At 64.2% G+C, this 16451-nt stretch carries 15 protein-coding genes; 1 reads left to right on the forward strand and 14 read right to left on the reverse strand.

Features of this window, described 5'->3' with window-relative positions:
- Positions 1-28 precede the first annotated feature (28 nt).
- The 11 genes from IC63_RS13920 to IC63_RS13965 all read right to left on the reverse strand — a co-directional run bounded on the left by IC63_RS13920 (position 29) and on the right by IC63_RS13965 (position 12795).
- Complete coding sequence (locus IC63_RS13920; protein ID WP_036721334.1) at positions 29-337, reverse strand: hypothetical protein; 309 nt, start codon at positions 335-337, stop codon at positions 29-31.
- A gap of 32 nt (positions 338-369) precedes the next feature.
- Positions 370-2295 (reverse strand): DUF2793 domain-containing protein, encoded by a 1926-nt coding sequence (locus IC63_RS13925; RefSeq protein ID WP_036721337.1) that lies wholly within the window; start codon positions 2293-2295, stop codon positions 370-372.
- 26 nt (positions 2296-2321) lie between these two features.
- Positions 2322-6329, reverse strand: a complete 4008-nt coding sequence (locus tag IC63_RS13930; RefSeq protein WP_036721339.1) for a baseplate multidomain protein megatron — start codon at positions 6327-6329, stop codon at positions 2322-2324.
- Between the two features lie 10 nt (positions 6330-6339).
- Positions 6340-6771 (reverse strand): NlpC/P60 family protein, encoded by a 432-nt coding sequence (locus IC63_RS13935; protein WP_198026337.1) that lies wholly within the window; start codon positions 6769-6771, stop codon positions 6340-6342.
- Positions 6771-7655 (reverse strand): DUF2163 domain-containing protein, encoded by an 885-nt coding sequence (locus IC63_RS13940; protein WP_036721341.1) that lies wholly within the window; start codon positions 7653-7655, stop codon positions 6771-6773. The genes IC63_RS13935 and IC63_RS13940 overlap by 1 nt, the downstream gene beginning before the upstream one ends.
- The gene (locus tag IC63_RS13945) at positions 7652-8278 is read right to left on the reverse strand and encodes a DUF2460 domain-containing protein (protein ID WP_036721342.1); all 627 of its coding nucleotides are present in this window, start codon (positions 8276-8278) and stop codon (positions 7652-7654) included. Before IC63_RS13945 ends, IC63_RS13940 begins: the two co-directional genes overlap by 4 nt.
- Positions 8278-10746: a phage tail tape measure C-terminal domain-containing protein gene (locus IC63_RS13950; RefSeq protein ID WP_036721343.1), complete on the reverse strand. Its 2469-nt coding sequence runs from the start codon at positions 10744-10746 to the stop codon at positions 8278-8280. The genes IC63_RS13945 and IC63_RS13950 overlap by 1 nt, the downstream gene beginning before the upstream one ends.
- The gene (locus IC63_RS18245; protein ID WP_156965499.1) at positions 10739-10906 is read right to left on the reverse strand and encodes a DUF7697 family protein; all 168 of its coding nucleotides are present in this window, start codon (positions 10904-10906) and stop codon (positions 10739-10741) included. Before IC63_RS18245 ends, IC63_RS13950 begins: the two co-directional genes overlap by 8 nt.
- A 62-nt stretch (positions 10907-10968) precedes the next feature.
- Complete coding sequence (locus tag IC63_RS13955; RefSeq protein ID WP_036721345.1) at positions 10969-11406, reverse strand: hypothetical protein; 438 nt, start codon at positions 11404-11406, stop codon at positions 10969-10971.
- A gap of 2 nt (positions 11407-11408) precedes the next feature.
- A complete protein-coding gene (locus IC63_RS13960) occupies positions 11409-12347 on the reverse strand; it encodes a phage tail tube protein (protein WP_036721347.1) in 939 nt (312 codons plus the stop codon).
- Positions 12348-12372: 25 nt separating this feature from the next.
- Positions 12373-12795 carry a hypothetical protein gene (locus IC63_RS13965; RefSeq protein ID WP_036721349.1) on the reverse strand — a complete coding sequence of 141 codons (423 nt, stop codon included), beginning with the start codon at positions 12793-12795 and terminating at the stop codon, positions 12373-12375.
- A gap of 169 nt (positions 12796-12964) precedes the next feature.
- Between IC63_RS13965 and IC63_RS18250 the strand changes: the two genes are divergently transcribed.
- Positions 12965-14293, forward strand: a complete 1329-nt coding sequence (locus IC63_RS18250) for a hemerythrin domain-containing protein (protein WP_156965500.1) — start codon at positions 12965-12967, stop codon at positions 14291-14293.
- A 159-nt stretch (positions 14294-14452) separates the two neighbouring features.
- Here the strand turns inward: IC63_RS18250 and IC63_RS13970 are convergent, their stop codons facing one another.
- Genes IC63_RS13970 through IC63_RS13980 form a run of 3 tightly spaced genes read right to left on the reverse strand, consistent with a single transcriptional unit; the run spans position 14453 to position 16429 of the window.
- Positions 14453-15085 (reverse strand): DUF6441 family protein, encoded by a 633-nt coding sequence (locus tag IC63_RS13970; RefSeq protein WP_036721350.1) that lies wholly within the window; start codon positions 15083-15085, stop codon positions 14453-14455.
- Complete coding sequence (locus IC63_RS13975) at positions 15082-15396, reverse strand: head-tail joining protein (protein ID WP_036721353.1); 315 nt, start codon at positions 15394-15396, stop codon at positions 15082-15084. Before IC63_RS13975 ends, IC63_RS13970 begins: the two co-directional genes overlap by 4 nt.
- 10 nt (positions 15397-15406) lie before the next feature.
- Positions 15407-16429 carry a major capsid protein gene (locus IC63_RS13980; RefSeq protein WP_036721354.1) on the reverse strand — a complete coding sequence of 341 codons (1023 nt, stop codon included), beginning with the start codon at positions 16427-16429 and terminating at the stop codon, positions 15407-15409.
- Positions 16430-16451: the final 22 nt, after the last annotated feature.

Raw genomic sequence — 16451 nt, forward strand, 5'->3', positions numbered from 1 at the left:
GGTGGGTCGACATGGTGGTTGGTGATCGTCAGTCGGTGCGGCCGCGCTGGAAGGCCTCGAACATCACGTCGCGCATGGCGCGGATGTCGGTCTCAATCCGCTCCAGCCGGTCAGCATCGGCCTTGCGGTCTTCGGCGCGCTGCTTGTCGATCCGCTCCCGCTCAAGGTGCAGTTCGCGGTCAAGGCGCTCCAGCATCGCCTCGTTGGTAAAGGCTTTGCGGGTGACAGTGGCGGCGACGGCAAGACAACCGCCGACCAGCGCGGTGATGGCGGAGGTCAGGCCATTGTCGCGGAAGGCCTGGCCGACCTCATGCAGAAGCGACGTTCGTTCAGGCATGTTGATATCCTTCGCTTTCGCGGACCTGCGGTTCAATAATCGGTCTCGACGTAGACGCCCGCGCAGTCGTAGGCGACGGCGGCCGCCGTCGCGCCGTTGTTCATGTAGTTGCGTGGGCTCAAGAGCTGGGTGGCGGCGGGCATGTCAGTGGCGATGGTGAACTCGACGGCCGCCCCACTGACCTCCTCGACCACCCGCACGCCGACGTCGGCCCCGTTTGGCGCGGCGGCGATGTAGAGCGTCAGCACGTTGGTCATGCTGGCCACCGGGAAACTGGCCCCAAGGTCGATCAGCGTCGGCGCGCCGCTGCCGTCATTGTGCACCAACTGCCAATTGGTGTGGGTGCCGCGCTGAAAGCCGATGCCGATGCAGTTCAGGACGGTGGCCAGCGTCAGGGTGGTCGCCAGCGCTGCCACAGAGCCATACAGCCCGAAGAACCCCATCCCGGTCGCCTGCACCGTGGTCAGCGACAGGCGGTTGACGTAATTCCACCCGCCCAAGCCCTCGGCATTGCCGCGCCAGCAGACCCAGCCCGCCGAGCGTTCTTCGGCCACAGCGCTTGCAGTTGCCGCACTGGTGACGCGCCATCGCCGCATGCTGTCGGCCAGCCCTGTGGTGGTCAATGTCGGCGTCGCGACGGTACCGACAGCCGTACGCGGCATGCCGTTCGTATTCACTGTTGTGCTGGTGGACGGCGCCCAAGTGGCGATCCGGTTGACCCCGAAATGCGGCTGCAGCGGAAAGAACCGGCCCGAGGGGCGCTGCACATCGAGCCATCCAGCCCCGGCGCGGTCGCGGGCATAGACGGCCAGTTTGCCTGCGGGCGGCGGATCGGGAGCCGCGGCGAGGGCGGGCATCACCACCGGTTCGGGCAGTTCGACCCGGCCCGAGCTACGGTCGATCCGCATCGCGTCAAAGAAGGCCGAGCCATCCGGGCTGACCTTGAAGCTGAAGTCGTCGTTGCCGAGCAGCCCGATCAGCGCCCGCGCCGAGAAGCCTGTCTTGAAAGAAAAGGCCGCATCGTTTCCGGCCGCTGCCTTGTTGACCGTCGACTCGATCCCGGCGCCTGCGTTGTTGATCAGCACGGCCGGGGTGTTCATCGACAAGCGGTTGTAGCTGTCGGCCGTCGCTCCGCCGAGGCCCAGCAATTGCGCAGTCAGGTTGGCTTGCGGCATGCCGACCTGCGTGACGGCATTGGCGAAGGTGACTGTGGGAGTGTTCACCACGGTCATGCCGCCCGACCCAGCGGTGGCGGAGCCGATGTTGACGACCGTGGTGGACCCGGATGCGCCGCCGGTGCCGAGGTTCACAGTCTTGGTGACGCCGGTGGTCGTGGCTCCTGTGCCCATGCCGTAGGTGGCGGTCGTTGTCGCCGTGCCGATGGTGGCCGCCGCCGCCGAAACTGTGACCGTACCAGAGGCGGTCAACGTGCCGGAGAAGGTCTTGTTGCCGCTGAAGGTCTGCGTGCCCGCGAGGATCGCCAGTTCCGACGAAGTGTTTGGCAGGGTAAAGGTCCGGGTTGTGCCGGTCGTGATCCCCGACAGCGAAAGCAGCGCCCTCTTCGTCGGATCAGCGTCGTTCACCAGGCTGAACACGGCATCCGACACATCGACCGGCTCGCCGACCGGATCCCAGCTAGAGCCGTTCCATACGGCGAAGACCGCCTCATCCGCGATCCATGCCAGCCAGCCGGGGCGCGGGACTAGCCGCATCCAGACGCCATCGACCCAGAAGGCGATGTTCAGATCCCAACCTGCCCAGAGGCCAGTCGAACCGGATGCCACGATATGCCGGTCACCATCGGTCGGGCTGACGGGCGGCGTGGTCCGGGTTCGGTCGAGGACCGATAGCTGGACCATCGCATCCAGCAGGCGCAGCGCCTCGTTGTGGGTCACATGCTTTTGCGCCTGCGATGCGAGGATGTAGGGCAGCAGGAGGTGGGTGGTGATGTCGGACATTTTCCCGCCTTTCTGGGGGTGCGCTTTCAGAAGGTGAGCGTGACGGATCGCCCAGCGCCCCGGCCGATCAGGACAGAGAGCTGGTAGATGCGGATGGCAAGGGATTGGCTGGGCCCAAGGGGTGCGCCCCAATCGGCGGTCTGCTGCGCGGCGGTGTAGAGGGCAGAGGTGGTGGCAACTTGTAAGGTTCTCTTACGAGTTGCTCCGTCGAGGATGTCCACCTCGTACGTTTCATTGTCCTCGGCCAAGGGCACATCGCCCGCAACCCAAGAGTCGGCGGCCAATGACCGCGACCGGCGCGTCCAGCGGATCGTGAGGTCGCCCGGACTGCGCGCGATGCGCCAAGGTTGCTCGACATGGCCGACCGAGAAGGGTCGCAGCCCAGCGCCCTCGGGTGTGAAAGCTGCGGCAACAAAGGTCTCGTCGCTGACCGGGCGCGACGCCGGGCCGATGCGCCAGTTCCACGGCAGACCCAGATCGGCCTCGCTGATGGGCAGGGGGGCCACGACAGTGTCGAGCACCACCAGCCGCGTGCCGGTCGGCACCATGCTGACCATCGCCCATTCGGTCCCACGCTGGCCCCGCAGCAGACGGGTCAGCCGATAGCGCCCCGGTGCGATCAGTTCGGCCGTACCTGCCTGGACGATTTCCCATTGCCCAGCGCCGGTTTCGACCGCAAGTGCATTCGCGCCGCCCAGCAAGGTGATGTCCGTGACGCTCTCCAGCGTGCCGGAGAACAGGTCCACTACCAACGCATTGCCCAGATCGAAGCGCGATACTGGCCCAGCAAAGAAGTCGGCCGCCAGCACACCGATGCGCGCCCGCGAGCTGGAGGTGGTCAACAGGGCAAAACCATCTGTGGCGGCGCTGCGGTAGACGGCGATCTCGCCGGGCCATGGTTTGGCACGCGCCGCGATCATGGGCCGATGCGCAGGCTGATCCTCGCGCAGCTGCGGCAGGTCCATCAGCAAGATGTCGGGCGCGCCAAACACGGTCGGCGTGGACAAGGACGCCGGTCGCGGCTCGCCGGGCGGCAAGTCATAGACTGTCCGGTCCTGCCGCACCGCATCGATACTGCGCAGGTCGGAGTCCGCGATGGACACCAGACGCATTTCCGTCAGGCGGCCATCGTGGTCCAAGAGGATCACGTCGCAAGGATCCAGTGCCAGTCGCGAGGGTGGCAGGCGGAACACAGCACTTTCGCGCCCCACCCAAGCCTCCATGAGCGCGCGGCGGCAGCGGCGTTCGGCCTCTTCGGGCGGGATCGCCATCGGGAAACTTTCCGAGGCGATGCGCGTGGTGTCGACGGTGATGCGGCGTGCTTCCACTTGGGCTGCGTCATAGTCCTCGTCGGCGCGCGCGACCTGCCACTTCAAGGCCTGCGGCAGCTCGGTTTCCTGCGCCCGGGTCAATTCCATCACGTCGCCTTGGGCCGAGGCCGGGGCCACCATGCTGTCGGGCGCGATGGTCAGACCGGCAATGCGGCCGCGCATCAGGAACTTGATGCGCCCCTCGCTCTCGACCGCATCGAACCCGAAATGCCGGGCCAAGGTGGAAATCGACGCGCGCGGGACTTCCAGCGCAGAGATCACATACCCCTCGACCGCACCCCAGAGACCTGAGACGTCGATCAACTCTTCCGGCATGCCTGCGCGCAGGCAAAGGTGCCGTACCAGCGCCGCGAGCGACACCGCGCCAAGCCGGCCGGTCAGCCAATGCCCCAGCCGCCAGTTCGGCCCGTCTGTCCATACGTCGGTCAGTTCTGGAAAGAACGGATAGGGCCGGGCATCCCAGGTCCAGGCGGCGCATTCGGGGACATGCACCATGCGGTTGCCATAGACGGAGGACACTGGGTTGTTCGCCGCCTGACCCCAAAACAGAAAGCTGGCTTCCAGATAGGCCCGCTGGATCGCGTCATCGCGCCAGCCGCGAGAAAAGTAAGGCGTGAAGCTTTCCGATGATTTCGGGTCGAAGAACACGTTCGGCTGGTTGGTGCCGCGGTCAATCGCCGGGCAGCCGAGTTCTGTAAACCAGATCGGTTTCGATTGAGGCACCCATGCCGTCTCGGTGCCGCTCTCGACGCCGCCCGGCCGGTTGAAATGCGGGTTTTGCCACCAGGCGCGTAGATCCTTGAAGCGGAAGACCCATGGTTTGGCGTTCGGCGAGTCACTCGGACCAGTGGCGCTCCCCGCCTCACCACCATCGGTGATCGGCGTGCGGTTCTGCGCGGTTCGATCAAGGGCGGTGGCATAGAACCAGTCGAAGCCTTCGCCGCCGGTGGTGTTGGATTGCAAATAGGCCCGGTCATAGATCGCCGGGGCCAGGCTCGCATCGGCATGATCGAAGCCGTCGCGCCAATCCGACAGCGGCATGTAGTTATCGATGCCGATGAAGTTGATGTTGGCGTCCGACCGAAGCGGGTCGAGGTGGAAGAAGACATCGCCCGACCCATCGTTGGGATGGTGACCGAAGTATTCCGACCAGTCGGCGGCATAGCCGATCTTGGGCCCAGCGCCGAGGATCGCGCGCACATCGGCAGCAAGGGATTTGAACGCGGTCACCGCAGGATAGGTGCTGGCACCCGACCGAATGGTGGTCAGACCGGGCATTTCCGACCCGATCAGGAAGGCGTCAACGCCCCCGGCTGCTTTGCAGAGATGCGAATAGTGCAAGATCATCCGGCGCAGCGACCATTCGCCGACCGGGCCGGTCCAGCTGACAGAGGTGCCTGACACGCTGAAGTTGGCGGGCGTTGCCGTGCCGAACAGGGCTGCAACCTGCGTTGCCGCTGTCGCAGTCTTGTCGACCGATCCTGCAAAACCAGCTGCCGGGGAACAGGTGATCCTGCCGCGCCAGGGGAACGTCGGCTGGCCCGAGGTGGCGGCATTGGCGCTGTAAGGGTTGGGCTTTGTGTTGCCGGGCGCGACGTCCAGCAGCAGGAAGGGATAGAAGGTCACCCGCAACCCGCGCGCCTTCATCTCCTGAATGGCCTGCACCACTGCGAAGTCGGCGGGCGTGCCGCCATAAACAGGACGGTCTTCACCATCGCGACTGACAAGAAACGCATCAGCACGTGCGACACCGTTCACGACCCAAGCCGACGGCGTCGTTGTCTTGGTGGCCACCTCGACGCCCGGCTGCACCTTGCAGTTTCCAGCGCGCAGGTCATCGCCGAACCATGCAACCACCAGGCTGACGCTTTCCACCGCCGGAGCGAGAGACTGCAGTCGGTCCAGCGCCACCACGATGTCGGCGGTGTCGGTGATTGCGTTCAGGTTCTCGGCCACTGTCGCGCCGCCGGAGCCGGTGGATTTTTTGACCGGGGCGGTCGCATAGGTGAATTCGCCGGATGCCGGGATCATCGTCACAGCCTTCACCAGCCCTTCGGCGGTGTCGGGATCCGCGAGCGGGCGGAACACCTCGAAACTGATCTGCGGCAGCCGGTTGCCGAAAGCGCTGAGGTTCAGTTCCTCGAAGACGACATAAGCCGTGCCACGATAGGCGGGGGTGCTCGCCGCGCCCATCTTGGCGGAAATGAACGGATCTGGGGCCTGCACCTCGTCGCCCGGATACCAGCGCCATGTGACGCCGGTCATGTCCATGGCCTTGCCGTCGGCCCAGACCCGGCCAATGCCGGTGATCTCGCCTTCGCAGAGCGCCACGGCGAAGCTGGCGAAGTAGAGATATTCGGTGGTCGTGACCTTGGGTCCGCTGCCCTTGCCGCCGCCCTGGCTGGTTGTGTTGACCTCTTCTCGGAAATCGGTGGCCCAGATGATGTTGCCGCCGATCCGCATCCGGCCGAAGAGGCGCGGGATCACTGCGCCTTCAGTCGAGGAGGTGATGCGCAGGCTGTCGAGCCGCGCGCCCTCGATCCGTTGCGCCGGGGCGAGGGACGATACGATCCAGTTGTCGACCACAGAGCCAATGGTCGAGCCGATGAAGCCGCCGATGGCCGCACCGGAAAAGCCGAGGATGGCACCGCCAAATGCGCCGCCAATCGCGGAGCCGACGGCGCCGAGAACCAAAGTTGCCATGTGTGGGGTCTCAGTCTCTTGGGAACAGGAAGGCGAAGGCGATCTTGCGCGCCCAAGCCGTGGTCAGGGTTTGCTCGACGACACCCAGCCGCTCATAGGCATGGATGAAGCGGTCTGGCGCGGTCAGGATGCCGACATGCTTGGCGATGGCGCGAGGGGCCATCCGGAACAGAACAAGCGTGCCGGGCCCGGCCTTGGGGGACATGATTTCCGGCATCATCTGGCGCGCACCTTCGGCCAGAACCTCGCGCGGACCGGTCTCACCCCAATCCCGGCTATACGGCGGAATGGGAAACGGTTCGTCGCCCACCACCTCACGCCAAACGCCGCGCGCCAGCCCTAGGCAATCGCAGCCGACCCCGCGCAGGCTGGCTTGGTCGTGGTAGGGTGTGCCGAGCCAGCTGCGGGCAATGGTGATGACCAAGGCGGGATCGGCTGTCATCACAGCACGTTTCCTTCATGGCCGCCGTCCTGGCTGGCATAGCGCAGTACGGCGTCTTGGCCTGGGATGTTGGGGAAGCCCCGGAAGTTGGCGACATTCGCGAACTTGGCGCCGCAGGTCGCGATCCTCTTGTCGCAGCCTGCCCGCGCGATGAAGCTGTCGCCCTCGGCGATGGCGCGCGCCGGTGCCTCCAGCAAGGTCAACGTCGCGATACTGCCATCCACACCATGCGCCAACACTTCAGTGACCCGCCCGGCATTTGCGCCGCTGGTCCAGGTCAAGGTGCCAGACGTGAACCAGCCTGCGTCGAACCCTGACAGCCCAGAGGCCATGAAGGCCCTGTCGCGCAAGATGTCGGTGACGATACCAGTGCCCTTGTAGATGGCGTTTTCCAGATCAATGCCGCAGCGCGCATCACCCAAACGGGCATCGCACCCCGCCTGAAACGTCCGCCCGACCGTCTGGCCAAGTACATGCGCCAACGACCGGACTTCAGCCACAAAGGCCATGCGGCCGCGCCGGATTTGCCCAACCGCACCTCGGCGCAAAAGCACGCGCTGGCTGGTGTCAGCCCAATTGACCCGCCACAGCTCGACAGCCGCATTGTCCCAGCGCCCATCAAGGATGTCGGTTTCCGTGATCCGGTCAGAGGTCAGAACGCCGGTCGCATCCTGCGCATCGACAGCGAGGTCGGACCCGGCGCGGATCTCCGAGGCTGTAAACCCGCTTTCAGGTTCAAACGCGGTGCCATCGAAGGCAAGCGGACGATCATGATCGGTGAAGCCCAGCGCCACACCGTCGGCGCGGCTGATCCGCCAGCACCAGGACAAGGACGTGGTGCCGTCATCAAGATGGGCCTGCAGCGCTGGCGAGAGGTTTTTCATCTGCGAATCTCCAGCAAGGGAATGGCGGTGATCGAGCCGAGCCGTTCAAAATCGAGTGTCACATCGAGGGTGTCGCTGTCGAAGCGCACCGGCACATCGAATTCGAAGCCAGCGCGGACGATGACGCCACCCGCAGGGGCGGTGGTGAAGGTGATGACGCCGGTAGTGGCATCGAGCGTCCAGCCCGATATCTGTTCCACCATGCCCAGCGCCACGCGGACGGTCCCGGCCACCGGTTTGGTGATGGCCCGCACCCAAGTCTGCGCGCCGGAGGTATAGCGTTTCGACAGCTGGAAGGTTTGTAGGCTGCCGGTCCCGGTTCCGATCTGGTGGTCGGTCGCGGTGATTGCCTGCGACGGCAGGGCAGATTTGTAGTCGGCCCAGTCCTTGTAGCGAAACCCGTGCAGGCGGCCGTTGCGGGCCTCGAAGAAGGCAACCACCGCTGCGAGATCATCGGCACGGCGGATGCCATAGGCCACATCATAGCGACGGCGACTGTCGGCCCAGCTGGCGTTGCGTTCTTCATCGCCGCTGGCCAGTTCCACGATCTGTGTCCGCCGTTCCGGCCCACCGCGCGCGCCGCGGCTGATATTGTCGGGGAAGCGCACTTCATGGAATGCCATCACATGCCCCTCCGGCCGAGGGACACCGCGCGGGCGATGTCGGCTGCGACCTGCGTGCGCGATTGCCGGAAGCTTTCGGCGTCCCGGGCATTGATCGTGACGTTGACAGCGGTAGCACTGGACTGACCTTGGCCGTATCCCGCGGCCTCGCGGCGCGACAACACCCGCTCACCGCGCTGAAGGATTGCCGGAACCTCGTCCGGTTTGATCCCGGCCCAGCCGCGCGAATGCATGCGCGGCGCACCCGCGAAGGCCATGGCCGGGACCATCCGGCCCGGGCCCGGCGCGCCGACCATGCCACCGGCGTGCAGGATATTGGCGAATATGCCACCCGCGCCGCCAAGCGCGCCCGACAGCGCGTTGGCGATGGGGCCAAGGATGAAGCGTCGCGCGGCCAGCTTGGCCAGATCGGCGATCATCGAGGTGACCAGGTCGCGGAAATCCAGCTTGCCGGTTTTCACGAAGTCGGCCACGGCGTTTTCGGCCGAGGTGAAGGCGCTGACCAGCGTGCTGCCGATATCACCCCCGATGTCGCGCGCCTTGGCGGCATAGTCGGCGAGCGCTGCCGTAACGGCTTGCCAGCCGGTCAGTGCCGTATCCGCGCCCTCGGCGGCCGCCGCCCCGGCGTTGCGCGCCGCACCGCCTGCGCCATCGGCTGCGGTAGCGGTATCGTTAAGCCCTGCCGCGAGGGCATCGGCTGACCCGGCAGCATCCGCCAGCGCCGCTTCGGCCTCCGCACCGGTGCCGGTCATGGCATCCTTAAGCGCCTGCCAGCTGGCCAGTGGACGACTGGCGGCATCGGCAAGCATGCCAGCTGCCTCGCGATAGCCGTCACCGCGGGCGTGGGCATCGTCTGCCATCGTGCCAAGCGCGAGGTCAGGCGGTTCCAGATACGTCTGGGACAGCGCAGCCGAGAAGGCATCGGCGGCGGCAGCGCCTGCAGCTGTTGCGGCACCCTCAAACGGGTTTCCGATCCGGCTGAGTTCTACGGGATAGAGTGTGCCGATCCGCACCCCACCTTCGCCAGTGGCCCATTCGGGCAGCAGCGCCAGCGCGGCGTTCAGCCCGTTGATGAAATTATTGATGCGCGTCACGACGCCGTTGAGCATCGCCTCGACCCCGGAAATCAGACCGTTCGCTGCCTGGAAGGCGAAATCGCCGATGGCGCCCGGCAGACTGCCCCAGATTGCCACGGCAGCGTCATAGGCTCCCTGGAAGATCGCCGCCGTCCGGTCGCCGAAGCTGACAACGCCCGAAATGGTGCCTTCGAGGGCCGAAAGTCCGGCCGCCTTCAGCCGCTCCCAGCCAGCGGCCATATTGGCAAAGGCGGCGTCGAGTGACAGGCCGATGCGGGACCAGACCTCTTTGGCAAGGTCGCCCAACAGGCGGAAGGCTTCGCCCACACCACCGACACGGGCGACAAGCTGCGAGAACTGATAGACCAACTCACCCGCACCGACGATCAGCGCACCAATGCCGGTGCGGATTAACGCTCCGCGCAAGATGACCAGAGCTGTGGCAAGGCCGCGCACCGACAAGGCCGCAGCTGCCAACCCTGCCACCCAGCGCCCGGCCATGAAGGCGGCGAAGGTCGCCGCATAGGAAGCGAGACGACCGAGATTGCCAATCAGCGCGTCGATGGCCGTCCGCAGGATCCCGCCATCAGATGCGAGGGAGACGAAGGCATTGGCCAGCACCTCGACCGATGGGGCCACGGCGACGGCGATTCGGTTGCGCAGGCCCTCGAACACCAAAGACATGTTGCCAAGAGCAACTTGGGTGCGCCGAATGGCCTCGACGGCGTCCGTGTCCAGCACCGCGCCAAGGTCGGAGGCCTGGTCGCCCAACCGGGCCATCTCGGTCCCGCCATTGCGCAGGAGCGGCAGGAGGCGCGTGGCGTCTGAGGCCATGGCCTCCAAGTAGAAGGTCATCTCCTGCTGGCTAAGGCCAGCGCGTTCCAGCGTGTCGACATAGAGTTGCAGGGCTTCCGGCCCCGAGAGACGGGCAAACTGATCCGCTGTGACCCCAACACGCGGGGCTACACTTTCGAAGAAATCCGCCATCGGACCGCCGCCGGTCTGCAGGAAATCCCCGACCCGGTCGTTCACGTCCTTCAGGATATCGGCGAGCTTTTCCTGTTCGATGCCAACCGTCCGCGCCCCGGCCGACCAGCGTTGCAGAGCTTCGGGCGTGGCATTCGCGACCTGTGCGAACTGCCGGATTTGGGCAGCGCTTTCGGCTGTGGATCGCACGATCAGGCCGAGTGAGGCCGTGGCAGCAGCGGCGGCAGCAGACATGGCGATGCCAGCCCGGCGCGCAAAACCGGCAAGCCGGGTATTGGCCAGTTCCATCTCTCGGGAAAGACGACCAAGGCCCCGGGCCCCAGCCTCGCCGACGCCCTCGAGTTCCGCACGCACCTGGCGGCCGCCCTCCGCCACGAGGCGCACGGACACACGCTTTTCAGCCATCGCGGCCTCCTTCCACTTGTTCGTTCAGTTTGCGCACCATCACTGCCTCGATCTCGGGCAGCAGTTCGGCAGCGATCAGGGTGTTGACGCCCAGTGCCCGGGCGAGGGCCAAGGCCGCGCCCATGTCCCAGCCGAGCACCGCGCCGGGGATGACGCGCAATTGCCCACCAAGGCGGCCGACCAGATCCCAGACCTGCCAGCCATCTTCCGTTTGCGGCCGGTTCAGTCTTGCGGGGCAGTCGGGGCAGCGCCCCGCGCAGGCCGCGCAGTACCGGTCGCCCCCGCCGAAGGACCAGTCGGCGAGGGCGCGGAGACGTTTTTTTCCTGATCCAGGAGCAAGCCGCGCGCGACATACTGCGTCTGGAAAGCCTCGAAAACCGGCCAGATTTCTAGGAGCGCGTCGATGCCTTCCGGCGAAACGGGTATGATGTTGCCCGCATCATCGCCAACACCCTCCCAATCCAGCACCGCGCGCCGGGCTACGGATTTGGCCATGGCGAGTGCCATTTCCTCTTGGGTCGCACCTTCGGGGAGCGTTTCCACAGCCAGATCGGCGCGGGCAGACACCATCAGCGCGGTGGTCAGGGGGCCGACCAGCAAGCGCAGGCCAGGGGCGAGGTCCAGCCATTCGGGCGTGGCGGTGAGGTTCAGTCGGATCATGATCAATATCCTGCAAGGGTGTTGACGAGAACGGCGGTGCACATGCGGGCGGGGCTGGCAGCTTTTGCGGCCTGCCAGTCGAAGCTCGCCTGCACGCCCTGCGGCCCGGCAATCTCGATCCGGGGGATTGGGAGGTAGACCGCGTGGGCGGTGAAGGTGAAACTGGCGTTCGCCCCGAGGCTGTAGACGAACTCCAGCTCGCACGGGCTACCGTCGATGGCCTGCGTCACCAGCGTGCTGTCCGAAAACCGCACCTCGATCCGACCGGTCAGCCCTGCCATGGTCGGATCGGCCCCATCGATGCGTCCATCGCCGCGGATGGATTCGATCCGGTCGAGGTTGTTGGAATAGGTGATTTCGGCCGAGACTACGTTGCCCAGCGCGGTGCCGTTGCGTTTCACCGTGCCGTTGAAATGGCCGAAGCGCTGCAGGCCCAGTGCGGTGGGCGTGCCAGCGGCGGTCGTGGCGGCGATGGTTTCGCCTTGGGCAACGAGGCGGGGTGTCGCTGTCAGCAGGCCGGATCGCTGCATTTGCCAGGACAACTGATCCAGCACGCAGCCGGAATACATTGCAAACCGTGGCACCTCCGGCATCGCTGTTTCAATCGCCATGCTGGGCAGCGTCCAATTGCCCGACTGGAAGGTGTGGGTCTTCGGCGTCGTGCCGTTGGTCGTCGGTTGGCCGAACGCAGCCTTCAGCCAGAACCCAAACGCCTCGACATCGATGGGGATCACCACCTCACCGTCGGCGGTGACCGCATCCTTGATCGGAGCCAAGGGATCGCGGCCATAGCCCAGCAGTTCGGATTCCAGCAGCGGTTGCTCCGACCCGAGTGTCGCCCGGGCGAAGGGCATCAGCCGGAACCCACTGACCGGCGGGGTGCCGTAAACCGTCTCATACGCAAGCGCCATCTGCGCCCGCGCGCCTTGCGCACGTGCCATGGGGGTCTCCTTTATGTGGGGATGGTCAGGCCAGAGGGCCGGTTGTGGTGTAGTGCAGGACGACGGTAATCACCGCCGCCTTCAGCGCCGCAGCGCCATCGATGGGCAGATCGACAGAGGCCGGTGCCTCGGGTTCGACCCAGTCGCAAAGGCCGCCAAGTGTACGGTCAGCATCCAGCGAAGCGCCGATGGCAGCGATCAGGGTGTCGAAGGCGCTGGCCCGTCCGGTTCCGACCTGGACGACAACCTCCAACTCAGCCCGGTGCTGGTAGTGGTAGCGCAGAGGCGACAGCGTCACCTCCGGCTCTCCCGGCTGGCCATCGCGCAGGATGATCAGCCCAGCTGCGGGGATCCGTTCGGGCAACACCTCATCGCGCAGAGTGACGGCGGCAAGCGACTGCAACCGCGCATGCAGCGCGGCAAGGATGGTTTCGCGGGTGGTGGGCATGGCTCTCGCTGCTGATGCCAGTGGTTGTTGCCCGACAGCTAAGCAGCTTCAAGCATTGGTTCTTGGAGGACTACTGCAAGCTACCAGAAAGAGACGACTCATGGCAAAATGCACGCAGCAGATGATTCTATAAGTTCATCGTTCAATGCCCCCAACGGAGGATGCTAGATTGCAGAAATTTACTCTCAGTGCTGCATTTATTGCAACGCTTGTTCCGTTTTCGTTGGAGGCACAGGGCCTTGAGGCAGCAATGGCCGCGGGATCGGTTATTAATCAGACAAAGGAAGCGATTGAGGAAGTTGTTGATCTTGCATTTGATCGTCTTGACATGACGCTCCTAGCCGCTGCGATGGAGGCACGAGCGACTGTCAACTCAGCATCCCTGCAATTTCAAGATGCGCTGACGACTTCAATAGATGAGGTAGACTCTCAGCAGCGAAGAATTCTCGAAGACCTGAACACCCTTAATGTGGCGGCTGAGGAAAGTCTTGAAACCTTGGCGGAGGAGCTCAAATCCGGCACAAATCAAGCCCTCTCTGACATTCGGCTCCTTCTTTCTGACAACGTAGGGGCAGTCTATGTATCCGCGCGCCCCACACTACTTAATGCAGATTTCTTCGAAATCGTGGTCGAGGGAACCGCACTTTCAAATGCTGAAATGGACGATTTTCGCGTGGCGACCATTCCAGTAGAGCCCATGGTAACGTCACAAGATGACGGCGTGATCATTTATCGGGTACCCATGGCCGTTTTGTCCGAATTGCCGGAGTTCAATATCGAAAGCAACGTGCCAGTCGAATTGCAAGTGGCATTTTCTTTTGTTGAGGCAGGGCGATGGTTTTGGTCTTCTGATAATGTCAGGCCGTTCACGACCACGGCGATCTTTCTTCCAGAAGAGATCGGTAGTGTCCGGGCCGTTTTTTCTGTCACGACCTCTGAAATGGAACGTCGCCGGCAAACTCGGGGCCCCTTCACGAGCAACCGGGTCCAATCAAGAGTAAAGTGGGATGGAATAGAGGCCGGGCATCGTCGTGATATATGGCTGGCATCGCCGTCTGAGGGATGGCGTATCGATCTATCGACCGCTGAATTTCGTTTCGAGCATGTGAACGATAGTTGCTCTAACTCGCGAGCCACAGCTGCATGGACAGAGCAAACCGAACAGATTCTGCGCGTTACAGCCACCACATCTTCAGATCGTCGGGCCGGGGCAACTTGCGGAACGAAAACCACAATTTCGTTTGATGAGTGGAGAAGCACTGATGTAGAGGGTGACTTTGTGACAGACGAAGTAAACATTACCGCATCAGATACGGCTAGAGTTGCGTTGGTTAATGACGCTAATGTCCGACGCGCACGCCTGTCGCACATTGAGGTTTCATCTCCAATGTTTGGCGAAGGCACTAGGATCTTTCGAATTGATAACCTTCCTGACGGAATAAGTGCAGACTATGATGCTGCGGCTCAGGCAGTGTTTGTTACAGTAGGGTATCGGTGAAATAACGCAATAATGGGTGCATGGAAGTGTTCTTGTTTTCTGTCTCCTTCAATTGCCTCTTCTGAAGAACGGCAAGACTGGAAAGGTTTGAGAGATTCTCTTTGATGGACGATGCAGATCTGTACGCGCTTTACCGACATTTCGGTCCAACAAGTGCTGTCATCCAGTTCTCCCTTCCACCCATTTCGCCACGATCATTCCCGGCACGCCGTCCACCGCCCGTTCCGCATCCCGCGCCAGATCCAGCCGCTTGCGTAGCTTGACCTGCGGGACCAGCAGGAAAATCGGCACAGTTGCCACGCCGCGCCCGGTTTTCGACTTGGATGCAACGGCCCGGCCTTTGGAATTCAACCGCCCCTCGGCCACCAGCAGGCTCGGACCCCGGCGGCGGTAGACAAACCGCAGGCGCAGGCCGCTGCGGCGTTCCCATTCGCCGGGGGTGATCCGGCCACCCTTGGTGCTTTTCCCGGCGGCAGGCGTCGGAATCGCCAGCCAGAACCCATCCTTCGACCGGATCAACGGCCCTGTGTCATGCGCGCCGATGATCACCGGGGCGTTCGACCAGACGAGGGCCGCCGCGTTCAGGCTTTCGCCGGATTTGGGGAAGCTGGCGAGCCGGATGGAGTTGCCCAGCCTCGTGCCAAGGCCCGCGCCGGTGATCTGGCCGCGCCAGGCGGACTTCAGGGAACTGCCCGCCTCGCGCATGGCGGTGGACACCGCCTTTTCCCCGGCGGCGATTTCGGCCTGCATCAGGGCGACAAGGTCTGGGTCAATGGCGATTTTCAGTCTCATGACGGGCGCAGGTCCAGTGTCCAGATCAGACGTTCGCGGTCGCGGACAGGCTCGCCCTGAATGGTGAAGCTGTCCGTGCCGATCACGATCAGATCGCCCGTGCGCGGATCGGGCAGGTCAGACACACGGACATCCAGCATCATGGTGACGCTGACAAAGCGCCCAGCGCCGAATTCCGTGGTCCGATCCGGGGCGCGGCGGATAACGCGGATTGGGCGTTCCTCCGATGTGGTGGCGGAAATCCAGACTGCGGCCGCCGCCATGGACGGGTTGGCATAGATCCGGTCCATGGCGGCGGCGAAGGCGTTCATGTCGGGGCCGTCAGTTCGAGGTGTGGATGCGGATCGCGATGCGCGGCCGTTTGTTCACCGGCAGGATCGAGGCCTCGGTCATCAGGTCGATCCAGCGGCCCTTTTCGTCGAGGTGCTGGCGGGCGTAGAGGGGCAGGCCGAGGGTGTTTGCCGCCTCCAACAGGTTGGCGGGGCCGCCATAGGTCGTGAACGTGTCCATCGTTCCCAAGGGGAAGGCGATGCCTTCGTTGGCCGGGACCAGCCGTTCGGTGGCCTTGGTCGAGAGCGTGACGGTGCCCGCGTATTCCTCGAACACGATGCCCGCGAAGGGGAAGTTGCGGCGCACATCCTGGCGCAGGGGCTGCGCGCCAGTGGCGGCGTAGAACTTGTAGGCTTCTTCCGTCTTCGGGTGGGCGATCAGCTTGTCGAAGAATTCGCGGCTGACGAGGGCATGCACGTCCGTCATGCTTTCGCCCAGCAGGTTGTCCTCCATCGCCCGCAAGACCTCGCGCACCTTGCCCTGAACGTTGGTGCCTGCCGTGCCCAGCAGGAAGTCCACCGAGATCTGCGCCAGGCCGAATTCGGTGAAGTAGTTGTAGAGGGTCGTGCCAGCCCCGTCCTTCACGATGCCGCGGAGCGCGTTCATCTCCATGTATTCGCGGGTCTGGGCATGCTTGCGGCGCATCAGCTGCAGCTTGCGGTTCATCACCTCGACCAGCGGGTCGGCACCATCGAAGACGCCCAGCGCGGGCTGGCCCTGAATGTCACCGGGCAGGATGACGTCATCATGCGGGATCCACGGCAGGGCGAAGCTGCGCATCGAGCGGCCTTCCCGGGTGCCGACGGTTGCAGGACCACCCAGCGGAACCGAAGGCAGCAGGTTCAGGACACCCTCGTATTGCTCGATGATCACCGACCGCTGGGTGACGCCTTCGAAGCGGAAGAGGCCGATCTGGTCGAGGCGGGTGTAGAGGTTGGGCAGGATGTTGATGGCCTGCGTCATCTCGGCGAGCGAGTAACCGCCAGCGTCAAAGGGATTGCGAACGATGGTCATGGGGTGCTCCGGGGGAAAGAGG

Origin of the sequence: Paracoccus sphaerophysae (assembly GCF_000763805.1) — a bacterium.
GTDB lineage: Bacteria > Pseudomonadota > Alphaproteobacteria > Rhodobacterales > Rhodobacteraceae > Paracoccus > Paracoccus sphaerophysae.

Coding starts and splice junctions, on each gene's coding strand:
- IC63_RS13975 (WP_036721353.1), bottom strand. CDS start 15,396: ATGAACGCCTTCGCCGCCGCCATGGACCGGATCTATGCCAACCCGTCC.
- IC63_RS13955 (WP_036721345.1), bottom strand. CDS start 11,406: ATGATCCGACTGAACCTCACCGCCACGCCCGAATGGCTGGACCTCGCC.
- IC63_RS13970 (WP_036721350.1), bottom strand. CDS start 15,085: ATGAGACTGAAAATCGCCATTGACCCAGACCTTGTCGCCCTGATGCAG.
- IC63_RS13930 (WP_036721339.1), bottom strand. CDS start 6,329: ATGGCAACTTTGGTTCTCGGCGCCGTCGGCTCCGCGATTGGCGGCGCA.
- IC63_RS13935 (WP_198026337.1), bottom strand. CDS start 6,771: ATGACAGCCGATCCCGCCTTGGTCATCACCATTGCCCGCAGCTGGCTC.
- IC63_RS13950 (WP_036721343.1), bottom strand. CDS start 10,746: ATGGCTGAAAAGCGTGTGTCCGTGCGCCTCGTGGCGGAGGGCGGCCGC.
- IC63_RS13940 (WP_036721341.1), bottom strand. CDS start 7,655: ATGAAAAACCTCTCGCCAGCGCTGCAGGCCCATCTTGATGACGGCACC.
- IC63_RS13980 (WP_036721354.1), bottom strand. CDS start 16,429: ATGACCATCGTTCGCAATCCCTTTGACGCTGGCGGTTACTCGCTCGCC.
- IC63_RS13960 (WP_036721347.1), bottom strand. CDS start 12,347: ATGGCACGTGCGCAAGGCGCGCGGGCGCAGATGGCGCTTGCGTATGAG.
- IC63_RS13925 (WP_036721337.1), bottom strand. CDS start 2,295: ATGTCCGACATCACCACCCACCTCCTGCTGCCCTACATCCTCGCATCG.
- IC63_RS13920 (WP_036721334.1), bottom strand. CDS start 337: ATGCCTGAACGAACGTCGCTTCTGCATGAGGTCGGCCAGGCCTTCCGC.
- IC63_RS13945 (WP_036721342.1), bottom strand. CDS start 8,278: ATGGCATTCCATGAAGTGCGCTTCCCCGACAATATCAGCCGCGGCGCG.
- IC63_RS13965 (WP_036721349.1), bottom strand. CDS start 12,795: ATGCCCACCACCCGCGAAACCATCCTTGCCGCGCTGCATGCGCGGTTG.